Origin of the sequence: Acidithiobacillus sp., from assembly GCF_023229925.1 — a bacterium.
Classification (GTDB): domain Bacteria; phylum Pseudomonadota; class Gammaproteobacteria; order Acidithiobacillales; family Acidithiobacillaceae; genus Acidithiobacillus.
Genome location: NZ_JALNYM010000002.1, coordinates 450,496 through 471,645, shown reverse-complemented (window position 1 = coordinate 471,645; position 21,150 = coordinate 450,496). Strand labels below are relative to the sequence as shown.

At 59.9% G+C, this 21,150-nt stretch carries 24 protein-coding genes; 7 read left to right on the top strand and 17 right to left on the bottom strand.

What is annotated here, in order from left to right:
* The first annotated feature begins 166 nt into the window (after positions 1-166).
* On the top strand, positions 167-1,636 hold the full coding sequence (wbaP, locus tag M0P56_RS08780; protein WP_291509866.1) for an undecaprenyl-phosphate galactose phosphotransferase WbaP: 1,470 nt from the start codon (positions 167-169) through the stop codon (positions 1,634-1,636).
* A 40-nt stretch (positions 1,637-1,676) separates the two neighbouring features.
* Here wbaP and galE read toward each other — a convergent pair whose 3' ends face one another.
* The gene (gene galE / locus M0P56_RS08775) at positions 1,677-2,663 is read right to left on the bottom strand and encodes a UDP-glucose 4-epimerase GalE (protein ID WP_291509670.1); all 987 of its coding nucleotides are present in this window, start codon (positions 2,661-2,663) and stop codon (positions 1,677-1,679) included.
* Positions 2,664-2,867: 204 nt separating this feature from the next.
* Here galE and pal point away from each other — a divergent pair, with 204 nt between their 5' ends.
* Genes pal through queC form a run of 4 tightly spaced genes read left to right on the top strand, consistent with a single transcriptional unit; the run spans position 2,868 to position 5,630 of the window.
* Positions 2,868-3,446, top strand: a complete 579-nt coding sequence (gene pal, locus M0P56_RS08770; RefSeq protein WP_291509669.1) for a peptidoglycan-associated lipoprotein Pal — start codon at positions 2,868-2,870, stop codon at positions 3,444-3,446.
* A 20-nt stretch (positions 3,447-3,466) separates the two neighbouring features.
* Positions 3,467-4,294, top strand: a complete 828-nt coding sequence (gene ybgF / locus M0P56_RS08765; RefSeq protein ID WP_291509668.1) for a tol-pal system protein YbgF — start codon at positions 3,467-3,469, stop codon at positions 4,292-4,294.
* A complete protein-coding gene (gene queE / locus M0P56_RS08760; protein ID WP_291509667.1) occupies positions 4,294-4,938 on the top strand; it encodes a 7-carboxy-7-deazaguanine synthase QueE in 645 nt (214 codons plus the stop codon). The genes ybgF and queE overlap by 1 nt, the downstream gene beginning before the upstream one ends.
* 2 nt (positions 4,939-4,940) lie before the next feature.
* Positions 4,941-5,630, top strand: coding sequence for a 7-cyano-7-deazaguanine synthase QueC (gene queC / locus M0P56_RS08755; protein ID WP_291509666.1), 690 nt, complete (start codon positions 4,941-4,943; stop codon positions 5,628-5,630).
* Positions 5,631-5,857: 227 nt separating this feature from the next.
* Here queC and M0P56_RS08750 read toward each other — a convergent pair whose 3' ends face one another.
* The 16 genes from M0P56_RS08750 to M0P56_RS08675 all read right to left on the bottom strand — a co-directional run bounded on the left by M0P56_RS08750 (position 5,858) and on the right by M0P56_RS08675 (position 19,110).
* The gene (locus M0P56_RS08750) at positions 5,858-7,249 is read right to left on the bottom strand and encodes an RNA-binding domain-containing protein (protein ID WP_291509665.1); all 1,392 of its coding nucleotides are present in this window, start codon (positions 7,247-7,249) and stop codon (positions 5,858-5,860) included.
* Complete coding sequence (locus M0P56_RS08745) at positions 7,246-7,884, bottom strand: DUF4062 domain-containing protein (protein WP_291509664.1); 639 nt, start codon at positions 7,882-7,884, stop codon at positions 7,246-7,248. The genes M0P56_RS08750 and M0P56_RS08745 overlap by 4 nt, the downstream gene beginning before the upstream one ends.
* A gap of 50 nt (positions 7,885-7,934) precedes the next feature.
* A complete protein-coding gene (locus M0P56_RS08740) occupies positions 7,935-8,321 on the bottom strand; it encodes a DUF1016 N-terminal domain-containing protein (RefSeq protein ID WP_291509663.1) in 387 nt (128 codons plus the stop codon).
* Between the two features lie 28 nt (positions 8,322-8,349).
* On the bottom strand, positions 8,350-9,621 hold the full coding sequence (tolB, locus tag M0P56_RS08735) for a Tol-Pal system beta propeller repeat protein TolB (RefSeq protein ID WP_291509662.1): 1,272 nt from the start codon (positions 9,619-9,621) through the stop codon (positions 8,350-8,352).
* Complete coding sequence (gene tolA / locus M0P56_RS08730) at positions 9,614-10,561, bottom strand: cell envelope integrity protein TolA (protein ID WP_291509661.1); 948 nt, start codon at positions 10,559-10,561, stop codon at positions 9,614-9,616. The genes tolB and tolA overlap by 8 nt, the downstream gene beginning before the upstream one ends.
* Positions 10,558-10,968: a protein TolR gene (gene tolR, locus M0P56_RS08725; RefSeq protein ID WP_291509660.1), complete on the bottom strand. Its 411-nt coding sequence runs from the start codon at positions 10,966-10,968 to the stop codon at positions 10,558-10,560. Before tolR ends, tolA begins: the two co-directional genes overlap by 4 nt.
* Positions 10,965-11,666, bottom strand: coding sequence for a protein TolQ (tolQ, locus tag M0P56_RS08720; protein ID WP_291509659.1), 702 nt, complete (start codon positions 11,664-11,666; stop codon positions 10,965-10,967). Before tolQ ends, tolR begins: the two co-directional genes overlap by 4 nt.
* 6 nt (positions 11,667-11,672) lie before the next feature.
* The gene (ybgC, locus tag M0P56_RS08715; protein WP_291509658.1) at positions 11,673-12,095 is read right to left on the bottom strand and encodes a tol-pal system-associated acyl-CoA thioesterase; all 423 of its coding nucleotides are present in this window, start codon (positions 12,093-12,095) and stop codon (positions 11,673-11,675) included.
* Positions 12,082-13,110: a Holliday junction branch migration DNA helicase RuvB gene (ruvB, locus tag M0P56_RS08710; protein WP_291509657.1), complete on the bottom strand. Its 1,029-nt coding sequence runs from the start codon at positions 13,108-13,110 to the stop codon at positions 12,082-12,084. Before ruvB ends, ybgC begins: the two co-directional genes overlap by 14 nt.
* A gap of 39 nt (positions 13,111-13,149) precedes the next feature.
* Positions 13,150-13,731: a Holliday junction branch migration protein RuvA gene (gene ruvA, locus M0P56_RS08705; RefSeq protein WP_291509656.1), complete on the bottom strand. Its 582-nt coding sequence runs from the start codon at positions 13,729-13,731 to the stop codon at positions 13,150-13,152.
* Positions 13,732-13,760: 29 nt separating this feature from the next.
* Positions 13,761-14,264 (bottom strand): crossover junction endodeoxyribonuclease RuvC, encoded by a 504-nt coding sequence (gene ruvC, locus M0P56_RS08700; RefSeq protein ID WP_366110035.1) that lies wholly within the window; start codon positions 14,262-14,264, stop codon positions 13,761-13,763.
* A gap of 79 nt (positions 14,265-14,343) precedes the next feature.
* Positions 14,344-15,096 carry a YebC/PmpR family DNA-binding transcriptional regulator gene (locus tag M0P56_RS08695; protein ID WP_291509654.1) on the bottom strand — a complete coding sequence of 251 codons (753 nt, stop codon included), beginning with the start codon at positions 15,094-15,096 and terminating at the stop codon, positions 14,344-14,346.
* A gap of 75 nt (positions 15,097-15,171) precedes the next feature.
* Entirely contained in the window at positions 15,172-15,783 is a 612-nt protein-coding gene (locus M0P56_RS08690) for a lysophospholipid acyltransferase family protein (RefSeq protein ID WP_291509653.1), read from the bottom strand.
* Positions 15,784-15,791: 8 nt separating this feature from the next.
* Complete coding sequence (gene nadA / locus M0P56_RS08685) at positions 15,792-16,871, bottom strand: quinolinate synthase NadA (RefSeq protein ID WP_291509652.1); 1,080 nt, start codon at positions 16,869-16,871, stop codon at positions 15,792-15,794.
* A 104-nt stretch (positions 16,872-16,975) separates the two neighbouring features.
* Entirely contained in the window at positions 16,976-18,766 is a 1,791-nt protein-coding gene (aspS, locus tag M0P56_RS08680) for an aspartate--tRNA ligase (protein ID WP_291509651.1), read from the bottom strand.
* 83 nt (positions 18,767-18,849) lie between these two features.
* A complete protein-coding gene (locus M0P56_RS08675) occupies positions 18,850-19,110 on the bottom strand; it encodes a zinc ribbon domain-containing protein (protein WP_291509650.1) in 261 nt (86 codons plus the stop codon).
* 110 nt (positions 19,111-19,220) lie between these two features.
* On the opposite strand from M0P56_RS08675, the gene M0P56_RS08670 reads away from it, so the two are divergent.
* Both M0P56_RS08670 and M0P56_RS08665 read left to right on the top strand, forming a co-directional pair.
* Positions 19,221-19,877, top strand: coding sequence for a MarC family protein (locus tag M0P56_RS08670; protein ID WP_291509649.1), 657 nt, complete (start codon positions 19,221-19,223; stop codon positions 19,875-19,877).
* Between the two features lie 213 nt (positions 19,878-20,090).
* Positions 20,091-21,149 carry a YeeE/YedE thiosulfate transporter family protein gene (locus tag M0P56_RS08665; RefSeq protein WP_291509648.1) on the top strand — a complete coding sequence of 353 codons (1,059 nt, stop codon included), beginning with the start codon at positions 20,091-20,093 and terminating at the stop codon, positions 21,147-21,149.
* Position 21,150 lies beyond the last annotated feature (1 nt).

Genomic DNA, 21,150 nt, shown 5'->3' with positions numbered 1-21,150 from the left:
TAACATGACGAATTGGTGAGCGGCAATGGAATATAACGGCATGCGTCCTTTTCCAATTTCAGCGCTATAATTAGCGAGCGACAGGATAAGGATGCATGGACGGTTCCTGGTCGATAATGATATAAGACATTAATTATTTAGATGGTGAGGTATGGCGGTGAGCATCATAAAATCCGAGGTAACAATCTGTGCGCGTGTGCGCTGGTTGCAATGGGTGCCTTATATACTCGTCTTAGGCGACATGGCGGCACTTTGGGCGGCTTTTTATCTGGGTCGCCTTTCTCACGCTTTTTATTACCATGTAGATCCCGGTTGGGTGCTGCTCCACTGGTGGGGTAGCCATGCGCAAATCAACCAGCTGCTTTTTCTCGTGCTATCGACGTTGGGCATTATGGCCTTTGCCGTTAAGGGGCATTATTCCCGGCGCAAGGCCTTTTGGGACGAGACGGGTGAAATGCTGGGGGTGTTCATTCTCTTGTTGGCGTTGAACGCGGCCATTGCCTTTTCCGGCAAATGGCAACTATCGCGGTTATGGCTCTTTTCCACCTGGGTGCTGGTTTTGGGACTTTTGCCCATGACGCGTTGGCTGTTGCGCGTGACCTTGCTGCGCCTGGGGGCCTGGGTGCGGCCGGTGGTAGTCATCGGTTGTGGGCAAAACGCCGCCGAGGCCATCCGCGCCCTGAACAGCGAGCCCATGCTGGGTTATTCTGTACAACGGGTGTTGGTGCCGGGGGGGTGTAGTCCGGCCGCCGGGAGCTTTCCCACCCATGCGCCTATAGAGGCCCTGGGAGAGGATCCTTTGGCTACCCTGGCCCGTTTGGGCAAACCCCATGTGGTGCTGGCGCTGGATATGGATCAGTGGGAGGCCCAGGAACGACTGGTGCGCTCCCTGGGCATTGGTTATCCCAACCTCACCATCGCGCCGCCCTTGCGCGGCCTGCCGCTTTTTGGCATGGAGGTCATGCACTTCTTTAGCCATGAGGTGTTGATGCTGAGGGTGCGGGACAACTTGGCCCGGCTTGGCCCGCGCGTCACCAAGCGCCTTTTTGATTTGGTGGCGGCGTTATTGCTCGTGGTGATCTTGTCGCCGCTGCTTTTTTATATCGCCTGGCGCATCCGCATGGGGGATGGTGGGCATGCACTTTATGCTCAGGAGCGTATCGGCCGTAACGGCAAGCCATTTGGCTGCCTCAAGTTCAGAAGCATGGTGACTGATGCTGATGCACGGTTGGTTGAGTACTTTTGCGTTCATCCTGAGTTAAAAGGAGAATATGAACGCACTTTTAAATTAAAAAATGATCCCCGCATTACTTCCATAGGAGAATTCCTGAGAAAAACGAGCCTGGACGAATTGCCACAACTGTTTAATGTTCTGCGCGGTGAGATGAGCCTTGTTGGCCCAAGACCGGTTACTGCTAAAGAACTGCAAAAATATTACGGAGACGTTGGAGAATTATATAAATTAGTGCATCCAGGCATCAGTGGCCTCTGGCAAGTCAGCGGGCGCTCCAACACCACATATACGGAAAGAGTTTATCTGGATTCCTGGTATATCAAGAACTGGACGCTCTGGTACGACATCGTCATCTTGTTGCGCACAGTCAAAGTGGTCTTGCGGCGGGACGGGGCTTATTGAAGGCGCCGCCACTTATGTGTGCCGTTTGCGAGCGGCCCCATCACCACGTCTTCCCTTTCTGCTGCTCCCAGCTCCAGGCATGCTCCACCATCGCGGCCAAATCCGCAAAGCGTGGTTCCCAATTCAGGGTATCGCGCGCCTTTTGGCTGTCGGCCACCAACACGGCGGGATCACCGGGGCGGCGGGGCTGAATGTCAGCGGGAATGCTTTGGCCGGTAACGCGCCGGGCGGTATCAATGACTTCCTGCACCGAAAAGCCCTGACCGTTGCCCAAATTAAAGGTATTGCTTTCCCCGTCGGCCAGCAAATGCTCCAAAGCCAGCAGGTGCGCGCTGCACAGGTCCCAGACATGAATATAGTCGCGGATGCAGGTGCCGTCCGGTGTGGGGTAATCGTCGCCGTAAATGGCTATCTGTGCCCGCCGACCGCTGGCCGCCTGCAACACGAGGGGGGCTAAATGGCTCTCAGGATCGTGGCGCTCACCCAGTTCGCCCTGCGGGTCGGCTCCGGCGGCGTTGAAGTAACGCAGGCTGACGAAGCGCAGGCCGTAAGCGCGTTCGTAATCCGCCAGCATCTCCTCCACCATGCGCTTGCTGCGCCCATAGGGGTTGATGGGGCGCTGGGGGTGCTGCTCGTCGATGGGGGTATATTCCGGCTCCCCGAACAATGCCGCCGTGGATGAAAATATGAAGCGGCGCACGTTATAGCGGCGCATGGTTTCCAGTAGATTCTGGGTATTGGCGACATTATTGCGATAGTAGCGGGCGGGTTCGCGCATGGACTCGCCTACCTGACTGAGCGCCGCAAAATGCATCACGGCGGCAATGGGCGTCTCCCCGAAAACCCGTTCCAGCAGCGCGGTATCCGCCAGATCGCCTTCAAGCAAACGGCCATAGCGGGCGGCTTCCCGAAAGCCCGTAGAAAGATTATCCAGGACGAGCACTTCATGCCCACTCTGGACGAGCATCTTGGCCATGTGCGAGCCGATGTAACCGGCACCGCCGACGACGAGGATAGGGTGCTTCATGCGGGGTTGTCCGATGCTCATGCGGCGTGGCGGAGGATTTTCACTTCGGCATGGCGTTGCACGGTCTGTTCCACCATTCCCATAGTGAAATTTGACCCAAGCCTATGGGGTGTGGCCTAGGGTGTCAAGTCGTTGTGCGTGCCGCATTGCTATTGTCTCTGGCTACAGGCTACAATTCCCGAAATTTTTGCGGGGGTTGAAAACATGCGTTCTGATCTTCTGAAGGTGGTTGTTGCGGTGGCCGGAGCACTGACGCTGGCGGGTTGTGCGCACAACGTGGGGAGCGGGGCACCCACTACGGCCGGTGCAGTGGCCCCCGCCAATTCTGCGGCCACGGCCGGTTATGCCGGCGAAGGCATCAACGGCCAGAACCTCAATGCCAATGGCCCCATCGGCGGCGGCAGCAGTGGCTTGACTGCCGCCGAACTGGCCGCGTTGCCGCAGCATTTGCGGGTGCATTTCGGCTTTAATAGTGGATCCATGGATGCACAAGCCCAGCAGATTGCCACTCAGAATGCACAGTTCATGGTTGCCCACCCCCACGTTCAGGTCCGCCTGGAGGGGAACACCGATGATCGCGGTACCCAGGAGTACAACCTGGCCCTCGGAGAGCAGCGCGCCGAGACGGTGAAACAGTACCTGGAATCCCAGGGCGTCAGTGCGGCGCGGGTCAGCACCGTCAGTTTTGGCAAGGATAATCCCTTGTGTACCACGAACGACTCTGCCTGCTGGGCCAAAAACCGCCGTGTGGACTTCGTTTACAGCGGTGGCTATAACGGCTGAACGCCAAGGAGCGTGTGCTGATGAAACGCTGGCATCTTTTCCCCGTCCTTTCCTTGCTCTGCCTGAGCCCTTTCGCTCAGGCAGAGTCAACCGGCGAGAAAGTGCTGCAGTTGCAACAGCAAATGGCGGTCATGCAGGGCGAGCTGAGCAGTCTGGTGGCGGTTCAGCAGGCCAACAAGGGGAGTCAGAGCGCACTGGCTGATCTGCTCGGGCGCACCCAGCGTCTGGAACAGGAAGTCCGCGATCTGCGCGGCGAACTCGACACCAAAACCCACGCCCTGCAAACTCAGCAGCAAGCTACTGCGGCCCAAGTACAAGCCATGGCTGCGCAGCTTGCTGTGGCCGCGCCGGGTACGGCGCCAACCGCCAGCACCAGCAGCACGGTCGGTAGCAGTGCCGCCATCATCAGCCCGGCCGCCGCAGTCGCTACGGCAGCGAGTAATACGTCCGCGCCCTCGGTCCAGGGTTTGGGGCAGGCCGATTATCAGCGGGCTTTCGATCTGCTGCGGCAAGGCAAGTACGGGTCTGCCGTCACCGGATTGCAGGGCTTCATTCAGAAATATCCGCAGAGCAGCCTGGTGCCTGACGCGTACTACTGGCTTGGACAGGCACAGTATGTGTTAGGCCAGAATAACGCCGCCCTGAAGAGTCTCCACGCCGTGCAGGCGCGCTTCTCCCAAAGCAGCAAGGCGCCGGAAGCCATGTTGCGCATGTCCGAAATCTATCAAGCCATCGGCCAGCCCGGCAAAGCCCGTGCTGTACTCGACAAGATCATCAAGCAATATCCGAGCACGCCATCGGCCCAGAAGGCGGATGTGCAATTACAGGCGTTGCCCGCCGGAAAGTGATGGAGGGGCGACTCCGCATCACGGAAATTTTTCACAGTCTGCAAGGGGAAACCCGCAGCGTCGGGCGTCCCGCGACGTTTGTGCGTCTCACGGGCTGCCCCTTGCGTTGCCATTACTGCGATACGGCCTATGCGTTTCATGGTGGCGAATGGCGGCAGATCCCCGAAATTCTGGAACAGGTGCATGCGGGGGGAAACCGGCTGGTGGTGGTGACGGGGGGCGAACCGCTGGCGCAAGCCGATGTGTTGCCGCTGATGACACAGCTTTGCGATGCGGGCTATGAAGTTTTTCTGGAAACCAGCGGTGCCCTTTCGCTGGCGGAAGTGGATGCCCGGGTGGTGAAGGTGCTCGATCTCAAAAGTCCTGATTCCGGAGAGTGCGAGCGCAACCTATGGGAAAACCTGCCCTTACTCAACCCGCAGGACCAGATTAAATTCGTGCTGTGCAGTCGTGCCGATTACGACTGGGCCAAAGACGTGCTGGTGCGGGAAGCATTGGCGGAACGCTGTGAAATACTCTTTTCTCCCAGCCATGGTGCGCTCGCCCTGCGCGAGCTCGCCGAATGGATACTCGCCGACCATCTGCCGGTACGCTTGCAGATTCAGTTGCATAAACTGATCTGGGGCGACCTGCCCGGACATTGATCATGCCGACGCCTGCCACACCTGCCATCGTGCTGCTCTCCGGCGGACTGGATTCCGCCACCGTGCTGGCGCTCATGCGCCGGGATGGCTTTGCGGTCCACGCCCTCTCTTTTGACTACGGGCAGCGGCATAAAGAAGAACTGCATTATGCGGCACTGCTGGCGCAGTCCATGGGTGTCGCCAGCCATCGGGTGGTGCCTATCGATCTGGCGGCTTTTGGCGGCTCGGCACTGACCGACCCGCAACTCAGCGTTCCCGAGACCGGCTTGGCGCCGGGTATCCCCATCACCTATGTGCCCGCGCGCAACACCGTCTTTTTGTCGCTGGCGCTGGCGCTGGCGGAAGTGCTGAACGCCAGGGATATTTTTCTGGGGGTGAACAGTCAGGACTACAGCGGTTATCCCGACTGCCGGCCAGAATTTGTACAGGCTTTTGAGGCGTTGGCGCAGGTGGCTACCCGCCTCGGCGATGCGGCCCGCGGGCCGCGTATCCATGCGCCGCTGCAGTTTCTCAACAAGAGCGAGATCATTCATCTCGGCAGCCGCTTGGGGGTGGATTACGGAATGACCCGCTCCTGCTACCAGCTCGATGCCGAGGGTCGGTCCTGTGGCCGCTGTGACAGTTGCCGCCTGCGCCGGGAAGGATTCCAAAAGGCGGGGATCGCTGATCCCACGCCTTATCAGGGTTCCTGAGCAAAACACCCGCCGCGCCGCCAGTACCGCATTTACCAAGTTTTTGCCACGGCACACTGCAGACCTCTCGACCTTGTGCATATAGGCGCCACTGAACATGTCCGATCATGTCCGGATCGGCACCTGGTCTTGAAGCTTTTATCGGTAGCAAAAGCACAAACTTTCTTTCATGACAGTAGGTTGGAAACATTTCTAAGACACAGGACTAGGAGTGATCAATGTCCGGATCATGTCCGGTCAGTTCGACGGTAAACGGTGCTCGCTCCTTTACCAATACGCAAGAGCAAGCCCGCTTCCTCCAGCTCGACCAAGTCACGGCGCGCCTGCCGATCAGAGACATCCACTGCATACCGCTGGTGGTACTCGCCAGGACGAATTTGATCCCCGCGCTCTAATTGTGCCAGCAAGGCTTGTTGTCGGGGGTTGGGTGACAAGAGCTCTTTCTCGTGCCCAGTACGCCCAAAAATCGTTAGCGTTACGCCGGTTGGCCGATCAACCCACTTGGGCGTTGGCAGGCTGTGATCTTGGCAGGCGTTGATGATCAGCTGGCCGCCACGCCCGATTCGCTCCATCAAGCCACGCAAGTAGAACACGTGGGCAATGTCCGGGTTGGTCGGCAATGAGGGATGATTTTTCTTCAGGTCTGCAGGTTGCAGCCCCTCCGGGAAGTGTCCGGAGTTCCATATCTCGATCCGATGGGGATAAATACCCACCGTGATGCCACCCGAAAACCCTGAATAGTCTCGGTGTGCAAACGCATTAACCAAGCCTTCACGCAATGCCTCAAAGGGATAGTCCGGTCGATCGGTGCGACGCACGTCGCCGGACTGGAAGCGGGTTTCCCAGCGAACGTGCTGCAACAGAATTGCAAAGGTTTGCTGAAACACCTTGACCAACGGCCCTTGCAACAGCCGATCATCCAGATAGGTATCGCCACTTTTGTCTGAAGCAAAGCGTGTTACCCGAACCCGAGTCTGGGGGTGACGGAGCGCGGGGTTTTTCGCAAACAGCACATCCGCCGCCTGGGTAAACCCTTTTGCTGAATAAACGGCCAGCGCCTGCAAAATCGCAATATCGTCAGCATCATTAGCAAACGCGAAACGGCCAGACTCCTTGGCCTGTTGCACCGTACGGCGAACCTCGTCCCGATCCAGATCACTTTCTTCCATTGCCATCGATGGCCGACGCTCCCAACGCTCTGCCGCTACGGATTTCGACTGAACCATGTCGCGCAGTTTTTCTGCATCTGCCATTCGGGTACTACCGCCTTCACGCACGTAGACGCTGCCGGCGAACACGTAGGGGCGATCTTTGCCCTCTGGTACGTCGATGGAAATAATGTCCATTCCATCTTCGTTGTCGATATTGACCGTGAACAAGGCTTTGGGAGTGATACTCTCTAGCAGATAGGCATGAATTTTTTGGACGTGGTCTTTTGCGTCCTCTACGCCAACGAGATTGCCCTTATCGTCAACGCCACAAAACACCGTGCCGCCCAGCGTGTTCAAAAACGCGCAAACCGTTCTGGCAATGGTTTCCAAGTTATGGATATCGGTCTTGAACTCGGTATCATTGCCTTCCCCCTGACGGATTTGTTTTCTGATGAAATCCGAAATCATGGCTTTTTCTCCTGCGCAGCGCGCTGCGCCACCGCAGCCTGATTCTTGAAATGCTCTTCAAGGAAACACTCGACCTCCTGATAGCGGTAGAACTGCGCGCTGGCATACAACTGTGCGTCATCGGCTGTCCCGAATTTTTGCACCCAATTGCCTTTGCGGTCCGCGAATTGTACCTCGTGGCGGATGGCCGCCTCGTACATATCGATTACACGCAGATCATCGATGACAGGGTTGCGCTTCACTTTCAGCTCTGCGCGCTTCTTGGCATTGTCGTAACCCACATTGCTGAGCAGCGTGCGTGCAAACACCACCTGGTCGTGCGCCAGAATCCAGCGGGGCTTGTTCAACTCAATGGCGTACAAAAGTTCTTCATGGGTAATCGATCTTGACTCAGCATCCTCTTTTCCTGATCCGTAATGCGTGGTGATCAAGCTCAGAAACAGATCGCACTGTTCAACGGCGTGCAGGCAGTTCTCGAACGCGCTCTTGGTCGAAATCACCGGCACGGTGCCCTTGTGCGACATCCACACCTCATAGCCGAAACGGGTCAGGATGGCATAGATACGCTCCAGCAGTTCTTCGATGCCGTATACCGTGGAGGAAACCATGACGATGAGTTTTTTCCTTTTGGCCATATCAGGATGTCATCTCATTCAAAAATCAGCGGTTGTTCGGCGCACGTGCCTCACCCCACCAGTTGGCGCGAAAGCGCGGTGCGCTCGAACAGCAGGGTGTCCTTGCGTTCGCGCAAGCGCCGGACACTCCAGCGCTCCTGACTGCACATTTGGGTGTAAAAGTCGCGCTGGAGCGGGTCTTTCAGGTAAATGAGCTCCAGAAAGTGGCTCCATGCCAATTGTCTAGACAGTGTCGAGACAATCTGCTCGCCATATTCTGCGCGCTGGCCCTGTAGCATCTCGTTGCGGATGCGTTGGCCAATTTGCCAATACAACAGAGTGAGGGCGTTGTTGACGGCGCTGGCCAGTTGGGCGCGGCTACTCTCGATGAGCTGGCGAACATCGCTGACCAAGACTTGCGGCGCCGCTGGCGTGGTGGGGATGTTGACTGGCGTCATTCGGCCACCTCAGGCGGGAAATGATGGTTTAATGTGACCAGGCCGGTTGGCTGTCCTCTCCTGCGTTGCTGTGCAGTACGGCCATGGTCTTGCCGTCCAGGCTGACCTCGGCCAGCACTTTGTGCCCGCCGCGGTGGGTGCCGTAGACGATCATCTGACCATTGCCGGCGAAGCTCGGGTGATCGCAATTGCCCTGGGCATCCAGCACGCGCACGCCGCTGCCGTCCGGGTTCATCACGGCGAGGGCATAGACGCCATCGGTGCGGTGAATAAAGGCGATCGCATTGCCCGCAGGCGAGTAGACCGGACCGGCATTGTAGTCGCCGTCGTAGCTCAGACGATGCACACCGCCGCCACGCGCATTCATCCCGTAGATCTGCGGACCACCGGCGCGATCGGAGACGAATATGATCTGACTGCCGTCCGGCGACCAGGTGGGGGAGGTATTGATGGCGTCATCATGGGTCAATTGCTGGCGTTGTCCGGTCCGCAAATGGGCCACATAGAGTTCCGTATGGCCACCGGAGGAACGGGCGTAGGCCAGATCTTCACCATTGGGTGAGAAGGCTGGCGCGCTGACAATCTCGCCACCGGGGGCGATGGACTGGCGTTGTCCGGTAGCCAGGTCCTGCACATAGATCACGGCCCGGGCGTTGGCGTAGGTGACGTAGGCCAGGCGCCGGTTGTCCGGCGACCAGACGGGGGAGAATACCGGCATGCGACCGCGCACGATGGGGTGCGGATTCCAGCCGTCGGATTCCGCCACCAGCAGCTCGTAGTTTTCACCTGTCTGGCGGACATAGGCGATCCGGCTGGCAAAGGGGCCAGGTTTGCCGGTAAACGCCTTATAGATGACGTCTGCGACGTGATGCGCGGTCATGTGCAACTCGGCGGCGGAGCAAGTGAAACGGTGGGCGGTGAGTTCCTGCCCGGTGCTGACGTTGTAGACATAGACGTTGACCACATAGCCGCCGTTTAACGGTTCCACGGAACCCACGGCCAGGCCGGTAGCCCCCACCGTTGTCCAGGCCGCGGCCTTCACGTCGCCGGGAGCGCGGGGGTCACCGGGATAGCCCGCCGGGTCGATGACCCGGAACAAGCCGCTGTGGCGCAGGTCATTACGGACCACATCGGCAACGGATGGCTGTCCGGCTATACCCGGACCAAAAGAGGGAATGGCGATAGGCAGTGCCGAGGCCACATTCTTGGTGATTTCCACCGTGAGCGCCGCTTGGGCGGGCAGAACGAAGGCCCATGTTAAAAGCGATAGCAGCCAAATAAATATTAACTTTTTAGCCATTACTGAGCTCCTTAGCGCTGAAGACGATATTCACAACTTTAAATTCTGAGTATGACAGCCCGATGGGCGGCGGGAACGGCGCTGCCGCTTCAATCGCCGCAATCACCGCTGAATCAAATTGTGCATTTCCACTGGACTGGGTAATCGCAGGTGCACCTTCTAGCTGGCCTTGCGGTGAGAGTTCGATGCTTACGCGACAATGAAGATTGGGTGCAAAAACGGGCTGCCAATGTCTCTTTACACGTTCTGCAATTTCGCTACCGAAAATAGTGGACAATCGCTGATTTTCCGCTGCCTGCTTAGCCAGTGCCGCTGCCATGTTGGCCTCGGCCTGCCGCTTGGCTCCGGCCTCCATCTGCTGCTGCAGCGCCTTGGCCCGCGCCGCCTCCGCGGCCTTGGCCTGCTGTTCGGCGAGTTGCTGCTTCAGCGCCGCCGCGCGCTGAACGGCGGCCGCTTTTTGGGCAGCCTGCTTTTCGGCGGCGGCTTTTGCTGCTGCCGCTTTCTGCGCAGCGGCTTTTTGTGCGGCCGCCTTTTCGGCGGCGGCTTTGTCGGCCGCCCGTTGCGCGGCTTTCTCCTGCGCTGCGCGCGCCGCCAGTTCCTCAGCCCGCTTTTCGGCGGCCTGTTTTTCCGCGGCGGCCTTTTCTTGTGCCGATTTTTCCGCGGCCATCTGCGCGGCGCTGGGCGGCGGCGGAGTGGAGGGCTTGGGTTTCGGTAACGGCACCGGTTTTGGTGCGGGCTGTGGCACGGGTACTGGTTGTGGCACGGCCACCGGCTGCGGCGCCGCAGCCGGTGGCATGCCGCTGCTCAGCTGTGCCTGCATCGGGGTATCCCCGGTGCTGCTCGGCACGTTCATGTGGAAGCTCCAGAACAAGGCCACCAGTATCGCGCCGTTGAGCGCAATAGCCAGCACCAGCGGCCAGATCCGTTTGTGCTCTTTCAATGCCCCTCCGGACGGGTCAGCAGGCCGACATGGGAAATGCCCGCCTCCTGCAAACGCGCCATGACCGCCATGACCTTGCCGTAATCCACATGCGCATCGCCGCCCACCAGCACCTGTACCTGATTGTGGCTGGCAGCGGCAATATGCCGCACTGTCGTCGCGAGGTTATCCAGGGCGACGGCGCTGTGGTGTCCCTTGTATTGCACTGAGATACTGCCCTGCCGCGTCACCGAAATCAGTACCGGTGGTGTCTTATCCGATACCGGTTTGGTCACGCCCTTGGGCAAATTGACGTTGACGCCTTGGGTCAGTAATGGCGCTGAGAGCATGAAAATCACCAGCAGCACGAGGGTCACGTCGATGTAAGGGACGACGTTCATCTCCGCCATGAGGCGCCGTCGTTTCATGGTTTTGTCTCAGGCACCTGCCGGTGCAGGATGTTGGTGAATTCATCCATGAACACTTCGTACTGCGCATCCAGCTTGTCCAGTTGATGGACATAGCGGTTATAAGCCGCGGTCGCCGGGATGGCGGCGAACAGACCTGCCGCGGTGGCGATGAGGGCTTCGGCGACGGGGGGCGCCACTGTCGCGAGGGTGGCTTGTCCCGCTATGCCGATATGCATGAAGGCGGTCATGATGCCCCAGACGGTGCCGAAAAGGCCGATAAAAGGGCTTACGGAGGATACGGAGGCAAGAAAGGCGAGGTTGTTTTCCAGGCGCCCGACCTCGCGCATCTGGGCCACCCGCATGGCGCGTCGCGCTGCATCGAGGGCGTCGCTGGGGCGAATCTTGTTGCGCTGGCGCTGGAATTCTTCGTAACCGGCACAGAAGATGCTGCCGGCCCCTGTTTCCAGATCGCTGTTACCGGAAACGTGCTGATAGATCTGGCTCATCTCACCGCCGCTCCAGAAGCGCTTCTCAAAGCGCTCCAGAGCGCGGTGGGCGCTGGCAAAGACGGCCCATTTCTGGAAGATGATGGTCCAGGAGGCGACGGAGGCGATGAGCAGGATGACGAGTATGCCCTGCACGATCCAACTGGCGTTCATGACCAGATGGCCCAGGGAGAGGGACTGCGCACTATTGGCGATGCTATGCGGATCCATAAAATCTCACGGCTGAACAGAAAGCGGGACGGCCTGCAACAAATCTGCAGGGATGACGTGGGGAAGAAAACGGGCGGCATCGAGGCAAACCACTTCCACCTCTCCGCTACAGAGCATCCTGTCCCCGACAGAGATGATTTGCTGAAATCCCATACGCACGGGGCTCTTGCTCACGACCCGGGTTTCCACACGGAGCAGGTCATTGAAGCGGGCCGGGGCGCGGAAGTCCAGACGAGCGCGGCGCACCGCAAAAATGATCCCCGCATCCTGCTCCAGTACATCCAGTTCATAACCCCGTTCGCGCAGCATTTCGGTGCGGGCACGTTCCATGAAGCGTAAGTAGTTGGCATGGTACACTACCCCGCCATGATCCGTATCTTCATAATAAACGCGAACGTGGAAGATGCTGATGGGATCATTGGCCAGCATCGAAAAGTCCCCCGGGTTCCTTGGGGGCCGTCAGACCCAGGGCGAGATAGCTGAGTTCCGTTGCGCAGCGCCCGCGTGGGGTGCGAATCAGATAACCGCGCTGAATCAGAAAGGGTTCCAGCACATCTTCGATGGTGCCGCGCTCCTCGCCAATGGCGGCCGCCAGACTCTCCACCCCTACCGGCCCGCCCGCAAAGCGTGCGATAACGGCCTGGAGCAACTTGCGATCCTGGCCATCGAAACCATGTTGGTCCACCTCCATGAGGGTCAGAGCAGCCTGCGCCGTCGCCATGTCAATTTCGCCATTACCGCGTACCTGGGCATAGTCCCGCACCCGGCGCAGCAGGCGGTTGGCGATGCGCGGCGTGCCCCGCGCGCGCCGGGCGATCTCCTGCGCACCTTCCAGGGCTTGGGGGGTACCCAGAATTTGGGCGGAGCGGGTGACGATCTGGGTCAGTTCGGCATCGCTGTAAAATTCCAGATGAAAACTGATGCCGAAGCGGTCCCTCAAAGGCGAGGTCAGCAGCCCGGCACGGGTGGTGGCGCCAATCAGGGTGAAGGGCGGCAGGCTGATTTTGATGGAACGCGCGGCAGGTCCTTCGCCGATGAGGATGTCCAGTTCGTAGTCTTCCAGCGCCGGGTAGAGGATTTCTTCCACCACCGGGCTGAGGCGGTGAATTTCATCGACAAAAAGCACGTCATGGGGTTGCAGGTTGGTGAGGATGGCGGCCAGATCGCCCGGCTTGTCGAGCACGGGGCCAGAGGTGACCTTGAGACCCGCGCCCATCTCCTGGGCGATGATATGGGCCAGGGTGGTCTTGCCGAGTCCGGGTGGGCCGAAGAGCAGCACATGATCCAGCGCCTCGCTACGCCCCTTGGCTGCATCGATATACAGGCCCAGGGATTCTCGTAGTTTGGCCTGCCCGAGATATTCCGCCAGTCGACGCGGACGCAGGGCATGGTCTACCGCATCGTTGTGGGCTTCCTGGGGGTTGAGAGGGCCTCTATCCATCATCCTGATCTGACCATCGGCGCGCTGGCGGGTTCCAAAAAATCAATGACGTGACAAATGTTGCAGCGACTGGCGGATGAGGTCTTCCAGACCCAGACCTTCCGCCAGGCCGGCCATGGCCTGAGTCGCCTGCGCAGGCTTATAACCTAAAGTCAGCAGTGCTGCAATGGCTTCCTGACGGGGGTCGCCGACCGTGCTGCACCCCACCGGTCCCGGTGCGATGCCACCCATCTTGTCGCGCAGTTCTACCACCAACCGTTCAGCGGTTTTCGGGCCGATGCCGGGGATGGCGGTGAGTTGCGCCGTGTTGCCCTCGGCCACGGCTTGACTGAGCCGCTCCGCAGACAGACCAGAAAGACAGGCCAGTGCCACCTTGCCGCCGATACCGTTGACCCGGATCAGCAGACGAAAGGTATCGCGCTCCGCTGTGGTCATGAATCCATAGAGCAAATGGGCATCTTCGCGGATGGTGAGGTGGGTGTAGACGGTTAGGGCTGCACCCTCGGCGGGCATCTGATAAAAGCCGGACAGAGGCATCTCCAGTTCATAGCCGACCCCTTGCACGTTGAGCCAGAGCCAGGGCGGGCGTCGCTGCAAGATGGTACCGGTGAGCGAGGTGATCATGACGGGTCGGTCCTCTGGTCGAAACGGGTTCAGTGGCTGTCAGCGAGCTGCCAGCGTTGCCGGGTGCTGGCATGATGGGCATGACAAATGGCGCAGGCCAGCGCATCCGCAGCATCCGCCTGCGGGTTTTCGCTGAGTTTGAGGAGCCAGCGGACCATGCTCTGCACCTGCTCTTTGGCCGCATGGCCACCACCGACGGCGGCTTTTTTGATCTGCAACGCGGTGTATTCATGTACGGGCAACCCGGCTTCCAGCAAGGCGACTAGCGCCGCCCCTCGTGCCTGCCCCAACTTGAGGGCAGAGTCGGCGTTGCGCGCCATGAACACCTGCTCGATGGCCGCGACATTCGGCTGCGTGTCGCCGATGACCTGTTGCAGTTCGCGGTAGATGGCGCCGATGCGCTCCAGAAAGGGCTGACCAGTCACATTTAGGCAACCGTGGGCCACATGCCGGAGCTGACCAGACGCGTCGGACTCAATAATGCCGTAGCCGGTGCGCAAAGAACCGGGATCAATACCAATGACCCGCACCACCGCCTTGGGCAGGGATGCAGGCGATGCGCCCGCATTCAGCGCCATGGCTGCGGTATCCGCCAGAAGCGCCGCCGCGGCTTCAGGAGGCCGCTTCCAGACGGGCCATTTCCTCGTCACTGATTTCATAGTTGGCGTAGACGTTTTGTACGTCATCATTTTCTTCGAGGAAATCGATGAGCCGCAGCAGTTTCTCCGCCTCCTCACCGCTGACCTCGATCGTATTCTCCGGAATCATCGTCATTTCACTTTCTTCCGGTTTGAGCCCCGCCGCTTCCAGGGCCAGAACCACGCTGTGAAGATCCGATGGGGCCGTATAAACGGCGATCCGCTCGCCTTCATTGACCACATCTTCCGCACCTGCTTCCAGGGCCGCTTCCAGAATCCGGTCCTCATCCGCAGCCGCCGGGAAAACAATCAGGCCAAGCTTTTTAAACTGATAAGCCACCGAGCCTGCCGTACCCATATTGCCGCCGCGCTTGGAAAATATGTGGCGCACTTCAGCGACGGTCCGCACCTTATTGTCGGTCATCGTCTCGATCAGGATAGCGACACCGCCGGGGCCGTAGCCCTCGTAGGTCACTTCCTCGTAATCCACACCTTCCAGCTCACCGGTGCCACGCTTGACCGCCCGCTCGATGGTGTCTTTGGCCATATTGGCCCCGTAGGCCTTGTCCAGGGCAAGACGCAAGCGGGAGTTACTGGCCGGATCACCGCCGCCTGCCCGCGCCGCCACCGTGATTTCGCGGATGAGGCGGGTGAAAATCTTGCCGCGCTTGGCGTCCTTCAGCGCCTTCTTGAATTTGATGGTGGACCACTTACTATGCCCGGACATGACGCACTCCCTGTTCTATCACTGGATTATTCTGCCAAAAATATCGCCCATGGTACCGCAAAGGCGGGGATGCCGTCATGCGAGGGTGGCGATGGCGCTCATGGTGGCGCCGAGCACCTCGGCGGCGCTGACATCGCGATGAAAATGCAGGGGCACGCCATAACGCAATAGGGGCCGCTGCCGGTGCAGCCAGGTGGCGAGGTCGGACCGGCCCTGCCGCGCGCCACTGATATGGGCCGGCACCACCGGCGCGGCACTTTCCCGCACTAGCCAGGCAACACCTTTCTGGGTCTGATCGCGGTTGATCCCGCCTTCGGGAAATATGCCCAGCACCCGTCCGTCTTCCAATAACCGTCGCGCCTGCAGGAGGGCACTGACGTCACGGCGGTCGCGGCGTACGGGGATGCTGTAGGTCTGCTCCAGCAGGCGGCGCATCCAGGCGTTGTCGTAATATTCCTGGGCGACCAGAAAGGAAATCATCCGGCGGTTGCTGGCTACCAGAAACAAGGGATCGAGCACGGAGACGTGGTTGCAGGCAAGGATGGCCGGCCCGGTTTCGGGAACACTGCTGGGCTCCCAGCGCCCCCCTTGATAAAAGCGGGTATAGCCGTAAAGCAGGGCATGCAGGCCGCGCTGGGTAAAGGACCATTCCGTTGCCTGGTCGGCCACCGCAGATGGTTGCCCCATGGTATCCGTCAGGACACCGCCAGCATGCGTCCGAGCGCCAGGCGGGCCTGGGCGGCGGTCTCCGGGTCTACCTGAATCCGGTTGACCACCTGGCCCGCAAGAAGGTTTTCCAGCGAGCGCGCCAGTTGCTCCGGATCAATGCGGAACATGGTGGAGCACATGCAGACCATGGGCGACATGAACTCCACGGTCTTGCCCTCCGCGCGCACCTCGTCGGCCAGGCGGGTGACCAGATTGATCTCTGTGCCTACCAGCCACGCACTGCCGGGCGGCGAAGCCTTGACCGTGCGCAGAATGAAATCCGTGGAGCCGACGGCATCGGACCGCTCGCAGACTTCAAAAGACGCTTCCGGATGGGCGATCACCTGCCCCTGCGGATGCTCGCGGCGCCAGCGTTCGATATGGGCTGGCTGAAACATCTGGTGGACGGAACAATGTCCCTTCCAGAGCAGGATTCTGGCCCGGCGGATGGCCTCCGGCGTGAGGCCGCCGAGCGGCAAGCTGGGGTCCCAGACCGGCATATCGCGCAGGGGAATACCCAGTTGATGTCCGGTCCAGCGCCCCAGATGCTGATCGGGGAAGAACAGGGCCTTGGGACGTTGCTGGAAAGACCAGTCGAGCACTTTACGGGCATTGGAGGAGGTGCAGACCGTGCCACCGTGGACGCCGCAAAAGGCCTTGAGCGCGGCCGAAGAGTTCACGTAGGTGACGGGGGTGACCTCCCGCTCCACATCAATCACCGTTGCCAGCTCCTCCCAGGCACGCTGCACCTGTGGCATATCGGCCATGTCGGCCATGGAGCAGCCCGCATTGAGGTCCGGCAGGATGCTGGCCTGTTCCGGGCGGCTGAGAATGTCGGCTACTTCCGCCATGAAGTGAACGCCGCAGAAGACGATGAACTCGGCCTCCTGCTCAGCGGCAGCGCGGGAGAGTTGCAGGGAGTCGCCATGAAAGTCGGCGTGGCGATAGACTTCTTCGCGCTGATAGTGGTGGCCGAGAATGACCGCACGTTTGCCCAGCGCGGCCTTGGCCCGCCGAATCCGTGCGTCGAGCTCCAACCCATCACTGCGCCGGAGTCCCTGAACCATCACCGTTTCCACACCCATAACTGACCCTCTCAGGCGCTATTGCGCGTGCATAACTGCTCGATTACGTTACGAAGTCGCCATCCGTTCGTCAAGCTATACCCGTCTCAGGGGTTCTGTACCCCGGCTCCGACTCCGGGACGCAGGCGGATGCCCAGTTCCTGAAGCTGCTTGTCGGCTACCGTACCGGGGGCTTCGGTGAGCAGGCAACCGGCCTTTTGCGTCTTGGGGAAGGCGATCACGTCACGGATGGTCTCGGCGCCGCACAGGAGCATCACCAGTCGATCCAACCCGAAAGCCAGGCCGCCGTGGGGTGGGGCCCCATAATGGAGGGCGTCGAGCAGGAAGCCGAACTTATCCCGCGCCTCTTCCGCACCAATACCAAGGGCGGCGAAGACCTTTTCCTGTACCGCCTCCTGGTGGATGCGGATACTGCCGCCGCCGATTTCGTTGCCGTTGAGCACCAGGTCGTAGGCCCGCGCCAAGGCGTTGCCGGGATCCTGGCTGAGGGTTTCCAGGTGTTCCGTCTGCGGCGCGGTAAAGGGGTGATGGGTGGAGGTCCAGCGGTCTTCCTTGTCGTCATAGTCGAACATGGGGAAGTCGGTGATCCAGACGGGGCACCATTCGCCTTCCAGCAACCCCAGATCGGCGGCCACACGATTGCGCAGATTGCCGAGGGCTTCATTGACGATTTTGGCCGTATCGGCACCGAAAAAGAGGATGTCGCCCGCCGCCGCGCCGCAACGCCGGAGAATTTCCTGCAAGACGTTCTCCGGCAGGAACTTGACGATGGGGGATTGCAGGCCTTCGTTGCCCTGATCCAGGGCATTCACCTTGATCCAGGCCAGACCCTTGGCCCCGTAGATGGCGGTGAACTGGGTGTAGGCATCGATCTGCGCCCGGCTGAGCTGGGCGCCACCGGGTACCCGCAGGCAAGCCACCCGTCCATGCGGACGTTCGGCGGCTTCGCGGAACACTTTGAAGTCCACCGTACCCATGAGGTCGGTGAGTTCGGTCAGCTCCAGCGGATTGCGCAGATCAGGGCGATCGACGCCAAAACGATGTATGGCGTCCCGGTACGTCATCCTCGGAAAGGGATCGGAAAACTGCACGCCCAATACCTCAGCAAACAGTCCGCGAATCATCGGCTCGGCAATCCCCATGACGGCCTCTTCATCGACAAACGAGGCCTCGATATCGATCTGGGTGAACTCCGGCTGGCGATCGGCGCGTAAGTCTTCGTCGCGGAAGCATTTGGTGATCTGATAATAGCGGTCCAGTCCCGCCACCATCAGCAGCTGTTTGAAGAGCTGCGGACTCTGGGGCAGCGCGAAAAAGTGTCCCGGCTGGGTGCGCGACGGCACCAGATAGTCACGAGCGCCTTCGGGGGTGGAGCGGGTGAGGACGGGGGTTTCCACGTCGATAAAGCCGGCACCGTCCAGATAGCTGCGCACGAAGCGGGTGACCTGATGGCGCAGGCGCAGACGATGGAGCATTTCCGGGCGGCGCAGGTCGAGATAGCGGTATTTGAGCCGCAGATTCTCCGCGATGTCTTCTTCATCCAGGGGGAAGGGGACCGGCTCGGATCGGTTGAGAATGCTGATGTGCGCTGCTGCCAGTTCGACCTTGCCACTGGGCATCTGGGGATTCTCGGTACCCGTGGGACGGGCACGCAGGACGCCCTCCACCTGCAACACGAACTCACTGCGGCACTCATTGGCGGCCGCGAAGGCGGCGATCTGATCCGGATCGGCGACAACCTGTACCAGGCCTTCGCGGTCCCGCAGATCAATAAAAATGACGCCGCCGTGATCGCGTCGCCGTTGCGCCCAGCCGCAGAGGGTGACCGTTTGGCCAATCAAGCCTTCGTGAATGCTGTTACAATAGTGTGTCCGCATGCTGCGTCCCGTATGAGTCAATAAGAAAAGGGCCGCCCGACCGGGAGGCCCGCGCACAATCTAGCCTTGCCGCGCGCGTTACGTCAATGACAGGCGCAGCCCCCAGCGGGGCAGGATGGCGCAGCGGCAACTTCCGGCGTGCTCTCGCCAGCTTTGCTGCCGCCACCCTTGAAGTCGGTCTGGTACCAGCCGGAGCCCTTCAGGGCGAAGCCCCCGGCGCTGAGCTGTCGCTCCAGCCCCGGCTTGCCGCAGTGGGGGCAGTCGGTCAGACGGGGATCACTCATGCGCTGCTCTGCGCTCAGATGGTGTCCACAGTCCTTGCATACATACTCGTAAGTTGGCATCGTATCGACTCCGTATTGGGTTGTAACTTCAAAGATGCCTATTAAATACGTCTTCACGCCGCAATTTTCAAGGGCCTTGCATCGGAACAGACCTGGTAAGGGAGGCGCGGATGCTCGTCGGCACTGAACTGCACAGCGCCTTGCGGACCCTCATCGCACTGCTCGCCATTCTCAACCCTATTGGCGCCATCCCGATTTTTATTGCCCTGACCAATAACGAAGATGCGCAACAGCAGATCGCTACGGCCAAGCTGGCATCCCGTGCCGTAGCCATTGTTCTGCTCAGCGCGGCGTTTCTAGGAGAATATATTCTGCAATTCTTTGGGATCAGCATCGCCGCCTTTCAGGTGGCGGGCGGTATAGTGCTGATGATGCTGGCTTTTAACATGCTGCAGGCCAAGTCCAGCGGCTATGTCCACACCCCGGAGGAGGCTGCCGAGGGTATGCAGAAAGAGGCGGTTGCCGTGGTGCCTCTCGCCATTCCGCTGCTGGCAGGGCCGGGCACCATGGTCACTGTGATCATAGCCCATCACAAAAATGCGTCGTGGCTGGCCAGTGGCCTGCTAATCGTCGATATATTGCTGATTGCCGGAGTGGCCTATGGGGCACTGCGCCTGGCGCAGCCCTTGTCACGTCGGCTGGGGGTAGCAGGCATCAACATCTCTACCCGTATCTTCGGACTGGTGCTCGCTGCTATTGCCGTGACCTTTATCGCCAATGGCCTGGCGGCGCTCTTCCCTGGGCTGGTACACATCCGCGTTCCTTGAGTGGTGGTCGGGGCATCTCCAGGCAATCCCTAGGAATACAGGTCAGTTACCGGTGACCCTGAGCCGCCGCTTTGAAATTGCGGAACAGTTAAAATTGATTTGCCTATAGATTAATTATATTTGCTAGGGCCGAACAATAGGTTACCTTTATTGATATAAAGAAAAGTGGCAAGGTGGGTTTTCCCCTATGCCTGACACAAGATGGAGGAGCGTATGGAGACCATCGTTTGGGGTTTCGTGTTCGGGGCGATTTTACAATATGCGCGTCTGAACCGGTTTAACACCATAGCGGGCATGGCGGTGTTGCAGAATCTCGCCGTCGCCAAAACCATGGCCTTCACTATCGGCCTGGGCGTGCTGTTGTTGCAGTCCGAGATCCTCCTGGGTTGGGCGGACTACCACGTCAAGCCCCTGGTCCTCGTCGGCGTGGTCGTGGGCGGACTGCTCTTCGGCGTGGGCATGGCCGTGCTCGGCTATTGTCCCGGCACCGTCGCCATATCCCTGGGCCAGGGCAATCTCGATGCCCTGGTCGGCATCATCGGCGGTTTGTGCGGCGCCCTGGTTTTTGCGGTGGTCTACCCTTCCATAAATCCCTTTTTCGGTCCGAACTTGGGCGCCCTGTCTGTCCGCAACCTGTTGCCCGATGACACCCTGTTCTGGAGTATCACCAGTGCCGTGGCGATCCTGTTCATGGGGGTCGCCTTGTATTTACAGAAATTGCAGCATCATGACTGGCGTTGGCTGCACGCCGCGGTGGGACTGGCGCTGCTCAACTGCGTACTCGCCCTGCCCTTTGTTGCCGGTCACCCCATGGGCGCATCCACGGCCTTTCCTTATGTGGCCATGTCCCTTACCGGCCTGGGCGCGGAATCCTACTGGGCCACCATAGCGACGCCTGGCGCATGGGAATTATGGTTTCTCGCCGGGGCGTTTTTGGCCGGACTGCTCTTCGCCCTGCTGCACCGCAACTTCCGCATCTCCAGCGTGCCCGAATTGTGGGTGCGGTACCACGGTCCCAAACCGGCCAAGCGTTTTTTTTGGGCGTTTGTCGGCGGCTTCCTGCTCCTTTTCGGTGCGCGCATGGCTGGCGGATGCACCTCCGGCCATGTGATTTCCGGGGGAATGCAACTGGCGGTCAGCAGCCTGGTGTTCGCCGTCGTCGTATTCGCGGCATTCCTGACAACCGGTCATTATTTTTATCGGATACGCCAGGCAGCGCCGATCCCGCCCTCACCCCGGACTATTGGAGTCCATGAGATGGAAGCCCGTTGAG

Excerpts from the sequence above, each read along its gene's own strand:
- galE (WP_291509670.1), bottom strand. The coding sequence starts at position 2,663 with ATGAAGCACCCTATCCTCGTCGTCGGCGGTGCCGGTTACATCGGCTCG.
- pal (WP_291509669.1), top strand. The coding sequence starts at position 2,868 with ATGCGTTCTGATCTTCTGAAGGTGGTTGTTGCGGTGGCCGGAGCACTG.
- ybgF (WP_291509668.1), top strand. The coding sequence starts at position 3,467 with ATGAAACGCTGGCATCTTTTCCCCGTCCTTTCCTTGCTCTGCCTGAGC.
- queE (WP_291509667.1), top strand. The coding sequence starts at position 4,294 with ATGGAGGGGCGACTCCGCATCACGGAAATTTTTCACAGTCTGCAAGGG.
- queC (WP_291509666.1), top strand. The coding sequence starts at position 4,941 with ATGCCGACGCCTGCCACACCTGCCATCGTGCTGCTCTCCGGCGGACTG.
- M0P56_RS08750 (WP_291509665.1), bottom strand. The coding sequence starts at position 7,249 with ATGATTTCGGATTTCATCAGAAAACAAATCCGTCAGGGGGAAGGCAAT.
- M0P56_RS08745 (WP_291509664.1), bottom strand. The coding sequence starts at position 7,884 with ATGGCCAAAAGGAAAAAACTCATCGTCATGGTTTCCTCCACGGTATAC.
- M0P56_RS08740 (WP_291509663.1), bottom strand. The coding sequence starts at position 8,321 with ATGACGCCAGTCAACATCCCCACCACGCCAGCGGCGCCGCAAGTCTTG.
- tolB (WP_291509662.1), bottom strand. The coding sequence starts at position 9,621 with ATGGCTAAAAAGTTAATATTTATTTGGCTGCTATCGCTTTTAACATGG.
- tolR (WP_291509660.1), bottom strand. The coding sequence starts at position 10,968 with ATGAAACGACGGCGCCTCATGGCGGAGATGAACGTCGTCCCTTACATC.
- tolQ (WP_291509659.1), bottom strand. The coding sequence starts at position 11,666 with ATGGATCCGCATAGCATCGCCAATAGTGCGCAGTCCCTCTCCCTGGGC.
- ybgC (WP_291509658.1), bottom strand. The coding sequence starts at position 12,095 with ATGCTGGCCAATGATCCCATCAGCATCTTCCACGTTCGCGTTTATTAT.
- ruvB (WP_291509657.1), bottom strand. The coding sequence starts at position 13,110 with ATGATGGATAGAGGCCCTCTCAACCCCCAGGAAGCCCACAACGATGCG.
- ruvA (WP_291509656.1), bottom strand. The coding sequence starts at position 13,731 with ATGATCACCTCGCTCACCGGTACCATCTTGCAGCGACGCCCGCCCTGG.
- M0P56_RS08695 (WP_291509654.1), bottom strand. The coding sequence starts at position 15,096 with ATGTCCGGGCATAGTAAGTGGTCCACCATCAAATTCAAGAAGGCGCTG.
- M0P56_RS08690 (WP_291509653.1), bottom strand. The coding sequence starts at position 15,783 with ATGGGGCAACCATCTGCGGTGGCCGACCAGGCAACGGAATGGTCCTTT.
- nadA (WP_291509652.1), bottom strand. The coding sequence starts at position 16,871 with ATGGTTCAGGGACTCCGGCGCAGTGATGGGTTGGAGCTCGACGCACGG.
- aspS (WP_291509651.1), bottom strand. The coding sequence starts at position 18,766 with ATGCGGACACACTATTGTAACAGCATTCACGAAGGCTTGATTGGCCAA.
- M0P56_RS08675 (WP_291509650.1), bottom strand. The coding sequence starts at position 19,110 with ATGCCAACTTACGAGTATGTATGCAAGGACTGTGGACACCATCTGAGC.
- M0P56_RS08670 (WP_291509649.1), top strand. The coding sequence starts at position 19,221 with ATGCTCGTCGGCACTGAACTGCACAGCGCCTTGCGGACCCTCATCGCA.
- M0P56_RS08665 (WP_291509648.1), top strand. The coding sequence starts at position 20,091 with ATGGAGACCATCGTTTGGGGTTTCGTGTTCGGGGCGATTTTACAATAT.